We start from the raw sequence: 16645 nt of genomic DNA on the forward strand, positions 1-16645 counted from the left end.
TGGCCACTTATTGGCTAATCCTTACAAAATGTCTTTTATAACCAGTCCGGCTGTAAACGTTGGGGCGATAAAAAATAATCGCCCGGAAGAAATGATACATACGGAGGAGACCATGCTGCGCAGGATGGATAAAGTGCTGGCGCTATTCGTTCACCACAATATAAAACACCTGCTGCTTGGCGCCTGGGGTTGCGGTGTATTCCGGAACGACCCGAAAGATATTGCCAGGTATTTTGCACACTACCTGCTAAATGGCGGTAAGTACAGCCAATGTTTTAAATCTGTTGTCTTTGCAGTACTGGACAAAAGTAAAGACGGCAGTAATATAGCGGCATTCAGTGATGCCTTTGCTGAAAAGTAATGGCCAAAGCGATTGCCTAAAGCGTGAAGCCAAATCCTGGCGAAGAAGTTATATTAATACCACTGCCGTTAATCCTCCAATTACCACCGTACAGCAAACCAGGGCCGCCGTTACTAAGATCCCCCGCCGCTTTTGCGCCGCCCAGCCTGCACAATGAAATAATTGCGTATATTTATGGCGTACCCCTTTTACTATCTCAATGGCCACCCCACAACAAATAGCAGCTATAATAAAGCAAATTTCAATGGTTAATGGATAGAAAAATTAAAACAATTAAATTATGCCTAAGTATGTGATCGAGCGCGAAATTCCAGGCGCAGGTAAATTATCCGCAGAACAGTTAAAAGCAGTTTCTCAAACTTCGTGTGGCGTGCTAAACAAAATGGGACCAGAAATCCAATGGGTTCAGAGTTTTGTAACCGCCGACAAGATCTATTGTGTTTACATTGCGCCGAATGCAGACATGATCCGTGAACATGCAAAGCAGGGAGGGTTTCCAGCCAATTCCATCAACGAGGTGGCTACGGTTATTGACCCTACCACTGCAGAATAGTATTCCCCGGAAGTAGCAGCAGGATCTGCTGCTACTTCTTATTTTTATGATATCTCCCGTTAACTCTTTAAGCCTGTACCGCTTTAACCGGGCTTATGCTATGTTGTTTTGTTCAAAACAAACACCGCCTTACATGAACATGCCAATACACCATACACAAACACCGAATGCCCCCACAAAAGCAAATGCAACCGTATTGCCTGCACAGGAACCCGTACAACCCACCAGGCCTGAAATGGGTGTTATGCCATTGTCTATTTCCTGCAAATTAAGCATCGGCGCTACCGACGATCCGTTAGAGCATGAAGCCGATGCCATGGCCAATAAAGTAATGCGCATGCCTGCCACTTCTTTTATTCAACGTAAATGTGCGCATTGCGAAAACGAAGAGCAGGTACAACGCAAGCCCTTAGCTTCTTTTATCCAAAAGAAGGGCAGCGAAGGCGGCACCCAGGCATCCGATGCTGTAAGCAGTAAGATCCAGGCATCAAAAGGAAGTGGCAGCGCTATTGACGATGGCGCCAGAACCTTTATGGAAAACCGCTTTGGCACTGATTTCAGCAGCGTAAAGATCCATACGGATAATGAATCCATACAAATGAACCGCGAATTGCAATCGCAGGCATTTACAGTGGGTAACGATATTTATTTTAACGAAGGCAAATACAATCCTCAATCCGAAAGTGGCAAACAGCTGCTGGCGCATGAGCTCACACATACCGTGCAGCAAAGCGGCGCACCTTCCATTCAGAGGTTTTCTGACGATGATCACCATGTGATAGATGAATCGGCCTTGTCAGGCATTTTTGAGGAAGCTGATATCCGCAACGTTGAAAAAGGCAATAAACAACGGGATTACAGTCAAAGCCCCAATGCTTTGGTAAATGCGCTGCTGCTGGGAGAGTATAACCGCTTCGGAGGCTATAAGGATTATGAGCACTTTGATAATTTTGTATGGGACAGTGAAAAACAACGCTGGATAAGCCGGGACGAGTGGAACAAAATATGGGATGAAAAAAGCCAGCAATGGGTACCCCGGATCTTACCCATCAAAGGTGAACCCACAAAAAAAACACCCATTGAATATATTGAAACGGAATTTCTTGCTGCGGTAGAACAAACGCCTCCATCCGCAGCAGGCTTTACCCGAATCGGCAACGCCTTTCATACCATAGAAGATTTTTTTGCGCATTCCAACTTTGTAGAGCTCACACAGCATGATACTTCTTTTGGTACGGAGCTTACCACAGGCTCTGTTGGAACCAGCGACAATACCTCCCTGTATTCCATAGCATCCCATGTAACCACCGGAACAACGAGTGAATTTTACGATGATAAGTTTAAAAAAGACCAGGCAGCATCTTCCGCCACTTCGCATGCCAAAATAGCCAAGGACTATCCCTCTAACAAAAACCACCAGCTGGCCATTTTGTTAGCTTCCCTTGTGATCCGGGAAACCGCTATCAGCCTGAAGAACATCTTCCTGTTAAAAACCAAAGCTGAACGCGAGAAAGCAATTAAAGACGTTGTAATGAAACGTTTAATCTCCTATCTGCGCCCGCCTTCTGATAAAGACAAATGGTGGGAACGGTTAATTGATAAAGGAGGCAAAGCAATGGGAGAAACCAATAAGGAAAAACGGGATGAAACTATTGTAACGGTGAATCAATCCCCCTTTAGCCCGTTAAGAGGCCTTGAGGCCAACCGGTTTGGCGATGTACGCGGATTGGGATATGGCAACCTGTTAATGCCTGATACCTTCCGCTTCCTTGGTAAAATAGGATCCGGCAACCTGCTTTCTATTACGGCAGATGATCTGCCCATACCGTCCGTATCTTTCCCGATAGGCAGCGGTAATCAAACGTTTATAACGATCGGGAAAATATATAATTTCCCCGGGCTGGGCAGCATCGTCAATCAACCGCCTGACGGCACAAGCCAGTCCAGGGTATTGCCCGACCCGCCCCGTATAAACCAGGATCAGCCGGTAAGGCCTTTCATTGGTATTTCTATTGAGGGCAGAACGGATTTTCTTTCAGGGAAATAATAGGTATCCAATTATTATAATGGAAAAAATTCTACAAAAACCCTGTTATAATGGAAAATAACGGCCAGCTAATGCTCCATAAACCCTACATCATCCAAAATAATCACGCCTGCTTTCGACTGGTCAAAGATCAGCTGAATGCTGCGCAGCTTATTCATTACAAAAGCAGGATTTTTCTTCTGCAATGCATCCAGGTTAAAATAAAAGAAATCAGGAATAGATTCTGCATCATCATTAGACGTTAGAAAAGCGTATTTCGCAAGGTTCTTCTTTATCTGCGGCTGCAGCGGCATGCACTCACTTAACAGAAAGCGGATATGGGCTCCCTGCTGGTCTGTTAATTCCAGGGTAAAGTCAACCGGCTTTTTTTCGTTGTCCTTCTTATCTTCTTTAGCGGCTTTTTTCTCTTTCTTTTTTTCTGCTTTGCTCTTCCTGCCTTTCTCAACGTGGAGGGAGCTTTCGTCGCTTTCTGCCAGGCTAAATACCAGCGAGCGGCCATCCAGCTTTAACCCTGCGCTATCCGGCAAGGTGAAGGTGTATTTACCTACCAGTGAATCCACCTCTTCCCTGTTCCATCCTATATAGGCGGCACGGGAAATATGATCGCCCCACATGAGCTTATGCTGCGCTTCCCGCCAAACGCTCAGGTGTGCCGATGATATGGAAACGCCTGGCCGGGTGGCTGTTTGCAGGTTCAGGTCTTCTTCATACCGCGCTATGTAAGTAGTGCGGCTGCTCTCAAACTGGTTGAAATAAATTTGTTTGGGCAGCCATTGGCGGCCATAACGGTAATCCATAAACAGGGGCTTGTAAACACTGTCTCCTTTCAGGTTCAGATCCAGGAAAGCGCTGATGTACACCTTTGCTATTTGCTCCTGGTCTTTGGCCGGCATCAGGTTGGTCATGTTAAAGCGGTTAATATAAGGGCTGCTGCCATCGTACTTTCCCCAGGAGGTATTGAACTGGCCATGGTTGGCGTGGTGCACATATAAACCGGCCTTAATACCGTTGAATGAAGGTGAATATTCAATGCGCTTAAAAGGGCTTAAGCCCCCGTAAGATTGCATGTCCATATCATGCGTTCCCTGTATCACAAAATAGTTGATGTCTTTCAGCGGGGCCAGTATAGCAGCGGGTTTATATTGCCCGTCAACCGGGGCAATGGCTACATAGGCTTTGATGTTGAAATTAAAATTGAACACTTCATTTGCATTATCCGGAAAGCTGGGCAGGGTGTTGAATAAGGCGGCGTGTGACATAGCCTCTCCTCCCCTTGAATGGCCCATGAGGGCAATGTGATCCATATCTACAAGATGATAAAAGGGATTCGTTGGATCCTGGTTCCACTTTCTCCAAAGCTCCAGGTGTTTCAGCATCATCCATCCTCTTACGCCATTTTCTTCTTTCAAGCCTCCGCCCGGCAGGTCTGTAAAGCTGGAGTTAAGAAAATTCTCATCCACCGAAGCCACTATATATCCCCTGCTGGCCAGCAGCTCACCCAGGTAATCATACCCACCTTCCGACCAGTCCTGGGCAAGATGATTCCCATGCACTACCAGCACCAGCGGGGCAGGCGCTTTCAGATCTTTGGGGTACCATACCATAGCGTTCAAAGGCAGCTCTGTTTGATCAAAGCCAAAGTACCAGGTACGCAGCTTACCGGATAAGCCATCCCAGGATTTAAGCAGGAAGCTGGCATCCACTGAAGGCGTTTTTATTTTTACATCCTTCCCATATATTTTACGGCGCTTGTCTTTCCCCGACCCATAGGTGAGGAATGATACTGCATGGCTGCCGGGCTTAGACGGATCGGCAGCCTGAATTGGCTCCGGTAAATGAGCCAGCGTCTTATAATCTTTTATAGGTTTAACCCGTGTGCCGGGATATAAGAAAATATACAGGCTTATGGCGATGCCCAGTACACCTATGGCCAGCGAAACCAGGGTAATGATCCGCTGCTTTTTAGGCCATGCCGCTCCCCGGTGGGCTTTCAAGGCATACAATGCTCCAAAGGTCAAAGCCGGGAAAATGATCAGGATGGAGATCAGGATCCAGCCATACTCCCCGCTGAGCCGGAAGAAAAACAGCAGGCTCAAAACAACCAGCGCTACTGCTGTTCTGAAATTGCGCGGTGTTTTGGCTACCAGCCGCACCAGCTGCCCAACCAGCCAGGCTGCTGCCACGGCTATCAGCAGGTAGCATAAAACACTTACCAGGTAATAGCCAAAGCTAACGCCCTTTAAAAAAGTATCTGCCATTGAAAGAACAAAAAAGAGCAGGGCGGCTATAAAAACACCGGTACCGGCGGCTTTCAGGCTTGCCTGGCCGGGCGTAAGCGTAAGAATAATAGACCTGATACGGTTCTTAATGCGGTTGCCAATGGAAGTGCTGTTTTTTTGCATGCGGATGGGTTTGTTACGTACAAAAGTATATAGGTGATCAAGATAAAAATTGTATGTATTTAGCCTGTGAAGGCCAACACTAAGGGGTGCTTAGCCGGGCAATGTTCTTTGCTATCATCGCTTTATCCGATGCGGAAGCCGCCAGCTCCAATGCCTTTTCAAAATGTTGTAATGCCTGCTTATTATCAATATCCGTATAAAGGTTCCCCAATAATGAATAATAAAAATGGTTACTGGTAAGCCCCAGCTTTTCCGCTTCAATAATGGCGGCCTGTTTCCCTTTTACCTTGCTTAAGGCATACGTTCTGTTAAGTGCAGCAATGGGAGAATATTGCAGGATAAGCAGGTTATTATACAGCTGCAGAATGCCTTCCCATTTTTCAGTGCTGTCTTCCTTAAAGGTATGCCAATAAGCAATACCTGCTTCCAGGTGATACTTTGTTAACACCTCTAACGAAGACGCCTGGTGCAGAAAATACCGGCCTTTGGCAATGAGCTCCTGGTTCCAGCGCGCCGGATCCTGGTCCTGGTAAAGGATGGCCTCTCCCTCTTCATTCATCCGGGCATCAAAGCGCGAAGTGTGAAAACACATCAGGGCCATCAAGGCATTTACAGCCGGCGTATTGGTATTTGTATTTTCAATCAGCAGGTAGGTTAGCCGCATTGCTTCTGCGCAAAGGTCTTTGCGTAAGGTGATATTCTTTGAAGTTGAATAATAACCTTCTGAAAACAGCAGGTAAATGGTGGTGAGCACCATTTCCAACCGGGTGTTGATCTCTGCCAGGCCGGGTGTTTCAATTTTGATCTTTGCTTCTTTCAGCTTTTCCTTGGCCCGGTTTATCCGCTTATACACTACCTCTTTGTTAGTTAAAAAGGCATCTGCTATTTCCTGGATGCCAAAACCGCATAACAGGTTTAGGGCAAGCGCAATCTGCGCCTCAGCTGCAATAACAGGGTTGCATACGGTAAAGATCATACCCAGCTGGCTGTCGGTAATGTTTTTGGGCGAGAGGTCAATTTCAATTTCGCTGCCGGTTTCCAGGCTTGCGCTGTATTTTAATTCCGCTGAAAGCTTTTGTTCAAACAGGGAGTTGCGCTTTAAATAATTCTTTGTTTTGTTCTTTGCCACAGTATAAAGCCATGCCGTGGGATTATCCGGGATGCCGTGCAGGCTCCATGATTCTGTTGCAGCAAGGAATGTATCGCTGACAATATCTTCTGCTATTTCAATATGTTCAATGCCAAACAGGTAACAGAGCACCGAAACGATCTTCTGGTACTCTGTTCTGAATAAATTCGGGATGAGCTGATTTCCGTTCATAGAAAAAAATGCCCTTGTAAATTACAAAGGCATTTTCAGAAAACAATCTGTGCTACTCGATGGGGCTGGCCATCCGTACCTCTACATTACCTCCTAACAGCAGAATGGGGCAGCCCTGCGCAATTTCGCAGGCTTCTTCATAATCCGCCGCTTTTATGATCGCTAATCCGCCTATTGATTCTTTGATCTCAACATAAGGCCCGTTGGTGACCACCTTATTAGATGTTACCACCTTCCCTTTACCATCCCATCTTTGCAGGGGCCTGGCCAGCTTGTCCTGGGCAGCAATTCCGCCGAACCAGTCTTGCCAAAGCTTCAGGGAAGCCTGCAGCTCATCGGGTGATGGCTGCGCTTCCTTATTCGTGAAATCTCTGCGGAATATTAACAGGAACTCGTTCATTTTATTTGTTGTTTGGCGTTATTAAAATTGCTACAATTTAGTAAATGATCTGTAAGGTTCTATACCTAAAAGCGGCGGTACGATCAACCGAACTGCCCTACCCGGTAGCCGCCCGGCGTAGTGGGAAATGCCAGGTTAAAACGGTTCCAGGCATTGATGTTAGTAACGGCGAGCGTAAGATCGATCAGCTCTTCTTCTGAGAATTGCTGTATGGCATCATTATAAACATCATCCGGTACATGGCCGGCGGTAACGGCTTCTGCCCAGGCTAATGCAGCCCTTTCCCGGTCATTATAATAAGGCGTTTCGCGCCAGGCGCTTAAACCATACAGGCGCTGCTCCGTTTCGCCATGGGCCCTTGCATCTTTTGAATGCATATCCAGGCAATAGGCGCAGCCATTGATCTGGGATACCCTGAAATCAACCAGCTCCCGTAAGGAAAGCTCCAGGGATGATTTTTTCAGGTAACTGCCGGTGGCAAAAAGTGTTTTAAGGGCATTTTGTCCTTTCTGGTGAAGATTCAAACGTTGATTCATTGCTTTAATTTTTATGTTGTTAAAGCAGAATGACAACTGAACTTCCCGGATTGGACAAAAAAGGAAATATTTTTTTTAAAAATTTTTATCCCACCAAAATCTCCCCTTCCACATTGACCTGCTTTAAAAAATACTCGTCGTGCGATACTACCAGCAGTGTGCCTTTATATTCATTAATGGCATTGGTTAAGATCTCTATGTTCTGAATGTCCAGGTTATTGGTGGGCTCATCTAATATGATCATATCCGGCGCCTGGTTACGGATGGTTAGGGCGCAAAGCATTAACCGCATTTTTTCTCCGCCGCTCAGCGCGCTGCAGGGTTTGTCCCAGTATTCTTTTGTAAACAGGAAACGGTTTAAGCGGGTTTTTACCTCATGCTCCTGCAGGGCGCCGGTATTGGCCTGCTGCGCCTGTTCATATACGCTGAGCTGATCATTGATGCCTGAATAATCCTGGTCAATATAAATAGCTTTTACGCCGGCCCTGTCCAGGGCGCCTGAGCGGGGCTGCAGCTGCCCTAAGATCATTTTTATTAAGGTGGTTTTGCCGGAGCCGTTGCCGCCTTTAATGGCTAAACGCTCACCGCTTTTTACCTGGAAGCTAAGGCCGGGTTGCCAAAGCTGCCCCTCGCCATATCCAAAATTAATTTCCTTTGCAGTAACAAGGATCTTTCCCTTATGCAGAGCGGAATTGTCGAGGTCCAGCTTCATTTTTTCTGTACCGGGCAGCTCTTTCCGCAGCTGATCCAGCTCCTGCGCAATGGCATCTACTTTCTCCGCATGAACGCCTTTTAAACGTGCCGTGCTTTTTTCGGCATTGTTCTTAAAGGTATTCATGGAAATGGTGGGCAGGCCTGCTTTTTCCTGTTTCTTTTTTCCCCGGGCATCCAGCTTTTGCTGCCGTTCCAGCGATTCTCTTTCTGTTTCTTTTGCCTTGCGCAGCGCTTTTTCCCTGCTTTTAAGATCCTGGTCCAGCGCATCCTTCTCTGCCATTTTCTGTGCCGCGTAAAAATCATAATTACCGCCGTAGACCGTGATACCACGCTTGCTGAGCTCATAAACGGTATGCAGGAGGTTTAATAAAGTTCTGTCGTGGCTTACCACTACCAGGGTGTTGTTGGTAGTTTGTATATAGTTATAAAGGATGTTCCGGCTAAGGGAATCCAGGTGGTTGCTGGGCTCATCCAATAAAACTATTTCCGGGCGGTGGATCATAATACCTGCCAGGAACACCCTTGTTTTTTGCCCGCCGCTGAGGGTGCCCATTTTTTGGCTAAGGTCCAGCCCGTTCAGCTTCCAGTGCATGAAGGCCTCCTGGCAGCGTTCTTCAATCGCCCAGTCATCATCCAGCAAGGCCATGTTCTGCTCTGTTACATGGCCATCCAGGATCTCTTTTAATGCCTGCAGCTTATGCTGCACCTGCAGGGCCGCTGCAATGCTAAGATCGTTGTACTGACCGAACAGCTGTGGTAAATAGTAAGGCTTGCTGCCTGTTTTCACCAGGCCGCCGGAAGGCTGCAGATTACCGGACAGGATCTTTAACAGGGTAGATTTTCCTGCGCCGTTATTGCCTATTAATGCAATTTTATCGTGTTTGTTGATAACGAGATCTATACCAGTAAATAATAGATCCCGGTTGGGATGTGTGTAGGTAATACCTTGCAGCATTATCATGATTCCTTTCTTTAAAAAGTAAATAATCACCAGGGCCATAGCGGCCGGTGCTGTTTATTTATTAAAAGAAAGTGAATCTCACATTAAGGTATTGTTTTGATCAGAGAGGCAAAGTTAATAAAAAAAATGTTTCAGACTGTTCAAAGGAAACAGCCTGAAACTAAGAATTTAGCGGTATCTATAACACAGGATGCGCAGGCTCCTGCTGCCTTTTTCCCAACAAATACGGGTTTCTGTATTTTTCTATGAATTGTTTTTTAGCATCCCGGCAGGAAGATACTGCGCCGATGAGCTTTAAGGTTTTTATATAGTACCATGCCAGGTCTATCTGGCCGGGTAAGAAACCGGAGCGGGCACTGGCGGGGTACAGGTGGTGGTTATTATGCCACTCCCCTGCAACGATACCGGGCCACCACTGGTTAATGGATTTATCATCTGCATTAAAATCGGTTCCAACCACTTGTTTGTTCTCTCCTTTACCATGGCCTTCGTAGTTAAAGGTCCTTACACCTACTGCCCATACAAAAGTGCCGGTCAATAAGGCTGCTACCAGGTAAAAACCGCCGATCAGGTAAAACACTGTGAACCAGAAGATCCAGCTGGCCACCGTAGCCATCACTGTTCTCAGCGGCGAGGCAACAGAGCCCCATTTTAGATACTGCTGATAGGAATTGGCTTTTACGCCTGTATGTGAAAGCATTTTTGCGGTGCGTGCATAATCCTCTTCATTCAGGTTCTTTGCAATGGGCTGATGATTCACATCTGCCAGGAAACAGTACAAAAAACCGCCTTCTGCATTATAAGGATCACCAGGTTTATCAGACAAAGAATGGTGCACATGGTGCGATACCACATACAGCTCTTCCGGTATCATCTTAACAACCAGGTTTGCTGTTACAAACCGCCAGAAATTATTACGGAAAGTATAGGCCTGGTGCGTACAATAACGGTGGTACCAGATGGTGCCATGCGTGCCCATGAATACCATTCCATATACAAATGCTGCAGCCAGGTACCATGGATTGAAATCATTTATTTCCATGGCAATAAAAATAAACAGGAAAGGCATCAGCGACAGCGTACATAACCAGGAGAAAAACGGCATCCAGTTCTTGGCAGAGGCAAAAATATTGAGCCTGCTAAAGAACTGGGCAAACATTTGCCTGTGAGTGGGTTTGTATAAAGATCCCTGGCTGTTTTTCCAGCCATAATCCGGCGCCTCAAGCACATTCTCTATAAATGACATATATGGAATAGTTTTAATAAATTTTAATCCGTGATTGCCTTCTGGATCGTTAAACAAATTTTTCACATGGATGGTGTGGTGTGAAAGCTGGCCCCGAGACATTAATTGCTGTTAAAAATGGAATGCCCAGGTGCTAAAAGGTGAGACGATGATTGTTACCGTAACAGTTAAAAAGTAAATCCAAGTGTTGCAGGTTGCTATCAAAAGAATCAGGCACGAATATATAAAATATATTGCAAATATTTTGTTAAAGTTATAAATTGAAATACAATAAGTTGTGCATTGGGGTAAGATGCCTATATTTGCAACACTTATATTCCTCTTTTCACATACCTTGAATTGCGGCATTTAATCTACGTGGAGAAAAGATCATAAGCCCAGGCATGTATAGCCGTCTTTAGCTGCTCATTGTTGGACAATACCGATGGCTATTAATCAGCTAACCTGAACAGTACAATCTATGCAACGCTCCATTATTACCGGCACGGGCGCCTACATCCCGTCTGTTATTAAGAATAATAAAGATTTTGAACCCGGCAGTTTTTATACGGACAAACATGAGCTGATCGATCAGCCTTCGCCACAGATCATCAGAAAATTCCAGCAAATAACGGGGATCAATGAACGCCGTTATGCGGCGGAGGGTATTAATGCCTCTGACATGGCTACCCATGCAGGCCGGCTGGCCATTGAAGGCAGCGGTATAGCGCCTGAATCTCTTGACCAGATCATTGTAGCGCATAACTATGGCGATGTTAATAATGGCACTTCGCAAACAGATGCAGTGCCCTCGATAGCATCCAGGGTAAAACATAATCTTGGGATCCGCAATCCTAACTGTATTGCCTACGATCTTTTATTCGGCTGCCCGGGCTGGCTGCAGGGGGTAATACAGGCCGACATTAGCCTGCGGGCAGGTGCGGCAAAAAAGTGCCTGGTAATTGGTACGGAAACTGTTTCGCGGATGATAGACCGTTATGACCGCGACAGTATGATCTTTTCCGATGGGGCAGGCGCCTGCGTTATTGAACAGCAGGAAACCGGCCCTGCCGGCGCCGGTATACTGGCTACCAGCAGCCGGTCTGACTGTTTTGATGAGCTGGAGTATATTAATTTTGGCAGCTCGTATTTCCCGGATGCGGATAGCCATACCCGTTATGTTAAAATGAAAGGCCGCAAAGTGTATGAGTATGCGCTGCGTCATGTGCCGGAGGCCATGAAGGAGTGCCTGGATAAAAGCGGTATACCTATTGACGGGTTAAAGAAAATATTCATCCACCAGGCCAATGAAAAAATGGACGAGGCGATTGTAAAGGCTTTTTACGGGCTGTATGGCATAGAACAGGCGCCGGAATATATTATGCCGATGACCATTCAATGGCTGGGCAACAGCTCCGTAGCTACCATTCCTACCTTATATGACCTGGTGCTCAGGGGCCAGTTAGACCACCATACGTTAAATACAGGAGATGTAATATTGTTTGCGTCTGTTGGCGCGGGGATGAATATTAATGCAGTGTGTTACCGGTATACGGCGTAGGGGTTAATAAAAGAATTGCTCGGATATGATCTGACCATCCTTCACTTCATAGAGCATGACCTCGTTGATCTGGATCCTGCCGTAGCCCTGTACGGTAATATCCATATCCCTTCCAACTGCAAAATGATTGCCGCCCACCACCGGTGCGGTTGTAGAAGCGCTGTGAACCGCTTCGATCCGTTTTACAAAGTCTTCGCCCTTTTTGCGAACGTCCGCCTTACCTTCTGCATATCCAAAATACGGAGAGCCGGCAGGATCTGTGCTGGTAACATTTTCGGTAAAGAATTCGTCCTGGATCTCAAACCATTTTTCCTGCTGGGCCAGTTCATTGAACCGTGCTGCAACCTGCTGCGTGGTGAATGTTTTTGCGTTTTGCATTGTTCGTGTTTTTTTATGTGATTGATGAGATGATTAAGCGGGTTGTCCTGTTCCGGTTTCGCAATACGATTTTAAGCTTTTCATAAATGAAGCCCAGTCATAATTACAGGCAGCAAATGTATCTGTAACTGCCTTCCAATTTCCATGGGTGAACCGTAATAACGTATTCCCGTTCTTTTCTTCCAGGTCGAAGGAGATGCCGGTGCTGATCCATTCCTCAATTGAATTAATGCATTCCCATGCTGCCCTTTTGTTGGCAACAAGGTCAGTTACCTTCATTTCGTTATAGTATTTTCCAAAGATGAAGATATTCACAAAGCCTGCTTCCGGTTTGGCGGTTGTATCCTTACACCACCATGCTTCAAGACCTTCCTGTGTGGTAACGGCCTGGTAAACTTTTTCGGGGGTAGTTTTTATCACTACATTGTGTCTGATGTCTGCCATAGTTTTAATGTTTATGCAACAAAACTACTGTCTAAATATTACTTCGGGGATGTACCATTTAGACAATATGGGGGATGGATTTGGACAGGGCGATTTCATCTTATCGAGCAACCGGTTTTATGAAGGATCCCGAAAGGTTCGCTGAAATGGCTTAATTTCCGGGTATGATCTACACTGCAGAAACAACTATTCCTAAATATGCTTTTGAGCCGGATAGCGCTACGGGGAACAAGTTTTTCCGGATTAATAAAAACGACAGTGTATTGTATTACCGGCGTTCCGACTTCCTGGTGCCGCACCGGAAAGACTATTACTTTTTTGCTTTTGTAAAAAAGGGCAGCAGCCGGCACTGGATAGACATGACCCCTTATACCTTAAAGGATAATACCTTTTACTTTACGGTGCCTTACCAGGTACATTTAAAGGAAGAAACCGCGGCCCTTACCGGCGCTACGCTTAGCTTTACCCGGGATTTCCTGGCTACCGATGAAAACGATTTCCTTAAAAACCTGCCTATTATCCAGAATCCTTACAACGGCCATGAGCTGAAGCTGAATGAGCAGGACCTGGCTTTTGTGGAGGATATACTGGAGAAGATCTATGCTGAGTACCACGCCAAACATGAGTGGCAGCATACGATGCTGCTAAGCTATACCAAGGTGCTGCTGATCTATTTAAGCCGCCTGTATATGGAACAGTTCAGCGAGGTAAACCAGCTACCAGAGCGGCTGCTGTTAAAGAAATATCTTTCACACATTGAAGCATCCTATACCCGTTTGCACGAAGTAGCCGCCTATGCGCAGCTGATGAACATTTCTGCCGGGCATTTAAGCGAGGTGGTAAAGGAGCAAAGCGGCAAACCTGCTATTGTACATATCCATGAACGTTTAATACTGGAAGCCAAACGGCTGTTGTACCATACCGATCAGTCCATTAAAGAGATTGCCTTTAACCTTGGGTTTGAGGAGGCGTCTTACTTCAATAAATTCTTCAAAAGGCTTACCCAGCAAACGCCGTTACAGTACCGGAGCGCTATCCGTGAAATTTACCATTGAAACCATTCGAAGTGCAGTTTTAGGATTACAGGCAGGAATAACTTTGCCCTGTAAATAAAAAACAGATGAAACCGAGCACAAGACATTTTCTCACACAGGGGCATGTTGATGCGAGGTTCTATCTGACCCGTAAAAAATTCAATATTAACAGATGAAAACAGCACTTATAACAGGCGCAAACAAAAGCATTGGTTTTGAAACCGCCAGGCAATTGGCTTCACAAGGTTATTTTATTTTCCTGGGCAGCAGGGATCTTAAAAATGGAGAGCAGGCAGTAGCCCGGCTGAAAGCAGAAGGGTTTGACCAGATCACGCTTGTTCAGCTAAACGTAGCTGATCCGGCATCTGTAAAAGCGGCCAGGGAGCAGGTAGGAAAACAAACTGCTTCACTGGACCTGCTGGTTAATAACGCCGGCATTAGCGGAGGCTTTCCGCAAGCGCCTTCCACAACAGATGTAGCCACTATCCGCGAAGTTTTTGACACCAACTTTTTTGGCGCCATTAACGTTACACAGGTTTTCCTGGACCTGTTGAAAAAGTCCGCTGCCCAGCGTATTGTGAATGTAACGTCCGGGTTAGGATCGCTTACCTTACACAGCGACCCTAACTGGAAATATTATGCAATAAAAGGCGGTGCTTACGGCCCTTCCAAAACAGCCCTGAACGCGTATACCGTTGCCCTGGCCTATGAGCTGCGCGATACTGCCTTCAAAGTAAATGCAGTGGACCCGGGCCATACGGGTACTGACTTTAATAACCACCGCGGCCCTGGCAGCGTGGAGGACGCTGCAAAGATCATTGTAAAATATGCTTTACTTGATGCAGATGGCCCTACCGGAAAATACTTCAGCAATGATATGGATGGTGAAGGGGATGAAAGTCCCTGGTGAGCAAATGGCGGCTCACTTATCCAGCTGGATCCACACCGGCGCATGATCGCTTGATTTCTCCCAGCCGCGTACATCTTTATCAACACCGGCGGCTTTCAGGCGCTTTTCCAGGTGCGGACTTAGCAGAAAATGATCAATGCGCAAACCGGCATTGCGGGTATATGCCTGGCGGAAATAATCCCAGAAGGTGTAGATCTTTTCGTTGGGATACAGCTTTCGTATAGCATCCGTCCAGCCCTGTGCTACCAGGTTCTTAAATGCATCGCGCACTTCCGGCAGGAACAAGGCATCATTCACCCAGCTTTCAGGCTTATACACATCCAGCTCAGTGGGCATTACATTATAATCACCTGTCAACACTACCGGTATATCCTGCGCCAGCAGGTCCTTTGCATGCGCGTGCAGGCGTTTGAACCAGCTTAGCTTATAGTCTAACTTAGGGCCTGGCGCAGGGTTGCCGTTTGGTAAATACAAACAGCCTATTAAGATGCCGTTGATAGTGGCTTCTATATAACGGCTATTTACATCGTCCGGGTCGCCGGGCAGCGCCCGCCGTAGCTCCTGGGGCTTTCCAATTTTTGAAAGGATGGCTACACCGTTCCAGCTTTTTTGTCCGTGCCAGATGGCTTCATAACCGGCGTCTGTAATCGCCTGCTCCGGGAATTTTTCCTGCGGGGCTTTCAGCTCCTGTAAACAGGCCACATCAGGTGCGGTTTCTTTCAACCAGCGCAGCAGAACGGGTAAGCGGCCGTTGACACCATTAACGTTATAGGTAGCTATTTTCATGATGATGGATGGGATTTATGTGTGGATCAAATGCTTCGAATTTCGTGCCATTGGGTTATAAGGTTCAGAAGGTTAGAGCATTACTTTCTAAAAAATTTAATCTGTTCCATTCTTACCTGCGCCTGCTCATAACTAAATTCATCTTTACTTAATGTTTCCACGCATTGATAATTACCATAACGCATACTCCTTATATTTGGGCCCGGTGATAACAAATTAAATTCATTACAATTTGAACATTTTACGATAAGCCAGAATCCATCGGGAATACCTTCCTCTTTTTGCAATATGGTGATATCCAATGCCTGGTTACAACTACTGCATGACTGACTGATAGTATCTATTACTTTTTCCGGCCGCAGGAACCTGGCTACTTTTACAATCGTGGCCAGCACACTACCATATAACCAGCTGTTCAGGTAGTGTTTAATATCCACATTGACAATGGTCGCCAGCTCATCAAAAAGGTCACAAATAAATCCCCTCTCCTCTGTATCGTAATCAGGCTTATGAAATGCATACAGCGCAGATCTTAACATACGCTTTAGTTGCCTGTTGGTGGCGCCATTATTTATCCCTGCAATTAGCCTATCTGCACATTCATTAAATTGATTGGTCAGCGCCTGGCATAATTCATCTCCTGAGGGGTTTAGTCCTCTTTCATTCCATGCAGCTGCTGAAAATTTATCGCGCTGTTTAAATGCAATCAGCTGCGCCAGCTGGTTTTGAGTAACTTCCATATTTAATACAGAGGATCTTGTATGTATTTATTCTAAACTTACAACATTATCGCCTTCCCTTCTACCGGTTCCGATAACACGCTGTAAGTGATCGTTTCCCCGTACGCTCCAAATTTATCCAGGATCACATCCAGCTCGCCTCTTGTGCTTACCGTTACACTTACAAAGAAACAATACTCCCCGGTTACGCGCACCATATCCGTTATACCGGCTATTTTTTCTGTTGCTTTTAAAAATGTATCCGTGTAGGCGTGCGGCAGCTTTACACCTAT

17 protein-coding genes are annotated in these 16645 nt (G+C 46.1%); 6 read left to right on the forward strand and 11 right to left on the reverse strand.

Annotation, left to right across the window (positions count from 1 at the left end):
* From VIM87_RS16240 to VIM87_RS16250, 3 genes are all read left to right on the forward strand, one after another.
* Nucleotides 1-361 (forward strand): TIGR02452 family protein (locus VIM87_RS16240; RefSeq protein ID WP_331998009.1); only part of this gene is annotated, 361 nt, incomplete at its 5' end.
* Nucleotides 362-641: 280 nt separating this feature from the next.
* Nucleotides 642-914 carry a DUF4242 domain-containing protein gene (locus tag VIM87_RS16245; protein ID WP_331998010.1) on the forward strand — a complete coding sequence of 91 codons (273 nt, stop codon included), beginning with the start codon at nt 642-644 and terminating at the stop codon, nt 912-914.
* A 133-nt stretch (nt 915-1047) separates the two neighbouring features.
* On the forward strand, nt 1048-2961 hold the full coding sequence (locus VIM87_RS16250) for a DUF4157 domain-containing protein (protein WP_331998011.1): 1914 nt from the start codon (nt 1048-1050) through the stop codon (nt 2959-2961).
* A 68-nt stretch (nt 2962-3029) separates the two neighbouring features.
* Here VIM87_RS16250 and VIM87_RS16255 read toward each other — a convergent pair whose 3' ends face one another.
* The 6 genes from VIM87_RS16255 to VIM87_RS16280 form a co-directional block, all read right to left on the reverse strand.
* The gene (locus VIM87_RS16255) at nt 3030-5363 is read right to left on the reverse strand and encodes a hypothetical protein (RefSeq protein WP_331998012.1); all 2334 of its coding nucleotides are present in this window, start codon (nt 5361-5363) and stop codon (nt 3030-3032) included.
* Between the two features lie 79 nt (nt 5364-5442).
* Nucleotides 5443-6684 (reverse strand): RNA polymerase sigma factor, encoded by a 1242-nt coding sequence (locus tag VIM87_RS16260; protein WP_331998013.1) that lies wholly within the window; start codon nt 6682-6684, stop codon nt 5443-5445.
* 52 nt (nt 6685-6736) lie between these two features.
* Entirely contained in the window at nt 6737-7084 is a 348-nt protein-coding gene (locus VIM87_RS16265; RefSeq protein ID WP_331998014.1) for a YciI family protein, read from the reverse strand.
* Nucleotides 7085-7167: 83 nt separating this feature from the next.
* Entirely contained in the window at nt 7168-7620 is a 453-nt protein-coding gene (locus VIM87_RS16270) for a carboxymuconolactone decarboxylase family protein (protein ID WP_331998015.1), read from the reverse strand.
* A gap of 85 nt (nt 7621-7705) precedes the next feature.
* Nucleotides 7706-9295, reverse strand: a complete 1590-nt coding sequence (gene abc-f / locus VIM87_RS16275) for a ribosomal protection-like ABC-F family protein (RefSeq protein WP_331998016.1) — start codon at nt 9293-9295, stop codon at nt 7706-7708.
* A 178-nt stretch (nt 9296-9473) separates the two neighbouring features.
* Nucleotides 9474-10541 carry a fatty acid desaturase gene (locus VIM87_RS16280; protein WP_331998017.1) on the reverse strand — a complete coding sequence of 356 codons (1068 nt, stop codon included), beginning with the start codon at nt 10539-10541 and terminating at the stop codon, nt 9474-9476.
* A 460-nt stretch (nt 10542-11001) separates the two neighbouring features.
* On the opposite strand from VIM87_RS16280, the gene VIM87_RS16285 reads away from it, so the two are divergent.
* Nucleotides 11002-12081, forward strand: a complete 1080-nt coding sequence (locus VIM87_RS16285) for a ketoacyl-ACP synthase III (protein ID WP_331998018.1) — start codon at nt 11002-11004, stop codon at nt 12079-12081.
* Between the two features lie 3 nt (nt 12082-12084).
* On the opposite strand, the gene VIM87_RS16290 is transcribed toward VIM87_RS16285, so the two are convergent.
* Nucleotides 12085-12459 (reverse strand): nuclear transport factor 2 family protein, encoded by a 375-nt coding sequence (locus VIM87_RS16290; protein WP_331998019.1) that lies wholly within the window; start codon nt 12457-12459, stop codon nt 12085-12087.
* A gap of 33 nt (nt 12460-12492) precedes the next feature.
* Nucleotides 12493-12903, reverse strand: a complete 411-nt coding sequence (locus tag VIM87_RS16295) for an SRPBCC domain-containing protein (RefSeq protein ID WP_331998020.1) — start codon at nt 12901-12903, stop codon at nt 12493-12495.
* Nucleotides 12904-13067: 164 nt separating this feature from the next.
* On the opposite strand from VIM87_RS16295, the gene VIM87_RS16300 reads away from it, so the two are divergent.
* Nucleotides 13068-13958, forward strand: a complete 891-nt coding sequence (locus VIM87_RS16300) for an AraC family transcriptional regulator (RefSeq protein ID WP_331998021.1) — start codon at nt 13068-13070, stop codon at nt 13956-13958.
* Nucleotides 13959-14109: 151 nt separating this feature from the next.
* Complete coding sequence (locus tag VIM87_RS16305) at nt 14110-14847, forward strand: SDR family oxidoreductase (protein ID WP_331998022.1); 738 nt, start codon at nt 14110-14112, stop codon at nt 14845-14847.
* A 12-nt stretch (nt 14848-14859) separates the two neighbouring features.
* On the opposite strand, the gene xth is transcribed toward VIM87_RS16305, so the two are convergent.
* The 3 genes from xth to VIM87_RS16320 form a co-directional block, all read right to left on the reverse strand.
* Nucleotides 14860-15633 carry an exodeoxyribonuclease III gene (gene xth, locus VIM87_RS16310; protein ID WP_331998023.1) on the reverse strand — a complete coding sequence of 258 codons (774 nt, stop codon included), beginning with the start codon at nt 15631-15633 and terminating at the stop codon, nt 14860-14862.
* A gap of 80 nt (nt 15634-15713) precedes the next feature.
* Nucleotides 15714-16373, reverse strand: a complete 660-nt coding sequence (locus VIM87_RS16315; protein WP_331998024.1) for a hypothetical protein — start codon at nt 16371-16373, stop codon at nt 15714-15716.
* Between the two features lie 38 nt (nt 16374-16411).
* Nucleotides 16412-16645, reverse strand: a 234-nt coding sequence (locus VIM87_RS16320; protein WP_331998025.1) for an Lrp/AsnC ligand binding domain-containing protein, incomplete at its 5' end; no start/stop codon positions are given.

Origin of the sequence: Chitinophaga sp. (assembly GCF_036569125.1) — a bacterium.
GTDB lineage: Bacteria > Bacteroidota > Bacteroidia > Chitinophagales > Chitinophagaceae > Chitinophaga.

Coding starts and splice junctions, on each gene's coding strand:
- VIM87_RS16280 (WP_331998017.1), bottom strand. CDS start 10,541: ATGTCATTTATAGAGAATGTGCTTGAGGCGCCGGATTATGGCTGGAAA.
- VIM87_RS16305 (WP_331998022.1), top strand. CDS start 14,110: ATGAAAACAGCACTTATAACAGGCGCAAACAAAAGCATTGGTTTTGAA.
- VIM87_RS16250 (WP_331998011.1), top strand. CDS start 1,048: ATGAACATGCCAATACACCATACACAAACACCGAATGCCCCCACAAAA.
- VIM87_RS16290 (WP_331998019.1), bottom strand. CDS start 12,459: ATGCAAAACGCAAAAACATTCACCACGCAGCAGGTTGCAGCACGGTTC.
- VIM87_RS16300 (WP_331998021.1), top strand. CDS start 13,068: ATGATCTACACTGCAGAAACAACTATTCCTAAATATGCTTTTGAGCCG.
- VIM87_RS16265 (WP_331998014.1), bottom strand. CDS start 7,084: ATGAACGAGTTCCTGTTAATATTCCGCAGAGATTTCACGAATAAGGAA.
- abc-f (WP_331998016.1), bottom strand. CDS start 9,295: ATGATAATGCTGCAAGGTATTACCTACACACATCCCAACCGGGATCTA.
- VIM87_RS16255 (WP_331998012.1), bottom strand. CDS start 5,363: ATGCAAAAAAACAGCACTTCCATTGGCAACCGCATTAAGAACCGTATC.
- VIM87_RS16295 (WP_331998020.1), bottom strand. CDS start 12,903: ATGGCAGACATCAGACACAATGTAGTGATAAAAACTACCCCCGAAAAA.
- VIM87_RS16315 (WP_331998024.1), bottom strand. CDS start 16,373: ATGGAAGTTACTCAAAACCAGCTGGCGCAGCTGATTGCATTTAAACAG.
- VIM87_RS16270 (WP_331998015.1), bottom strand. CDS start 7,620: ATGAATCAACGTTTGAATCTTCACCAGAAAGGACAAAATGCCCTTAAA.
- VIM87_RS16285 (WP_331998018.1), top strand. CDS start 11,002: ATGCAACGCTCCATTATTACCGGCACGGGCGCCTACATCCCGTCTGTT.
- VIM87_RS16245 (WP_331998010.1), top strand. CDS start 642: ATGCCTAAGTATGTGATCGAGCGCGAAATTCCAGGCGCAGGTAAATTA.
- VIM87_RS16260 (WP_331998013.1), bottom strand. CDS start 6,684: ATGAACGGAAATCAGCTCATCCCGAATTTATTCAGAACAGAGTACCAG.
- xth (WP_331998023.1), bottom strand. CDS start 15,633: ATGAAAATAGCTACCTATAACGTTAATGGTGTCAACGGCCGCTTACCC.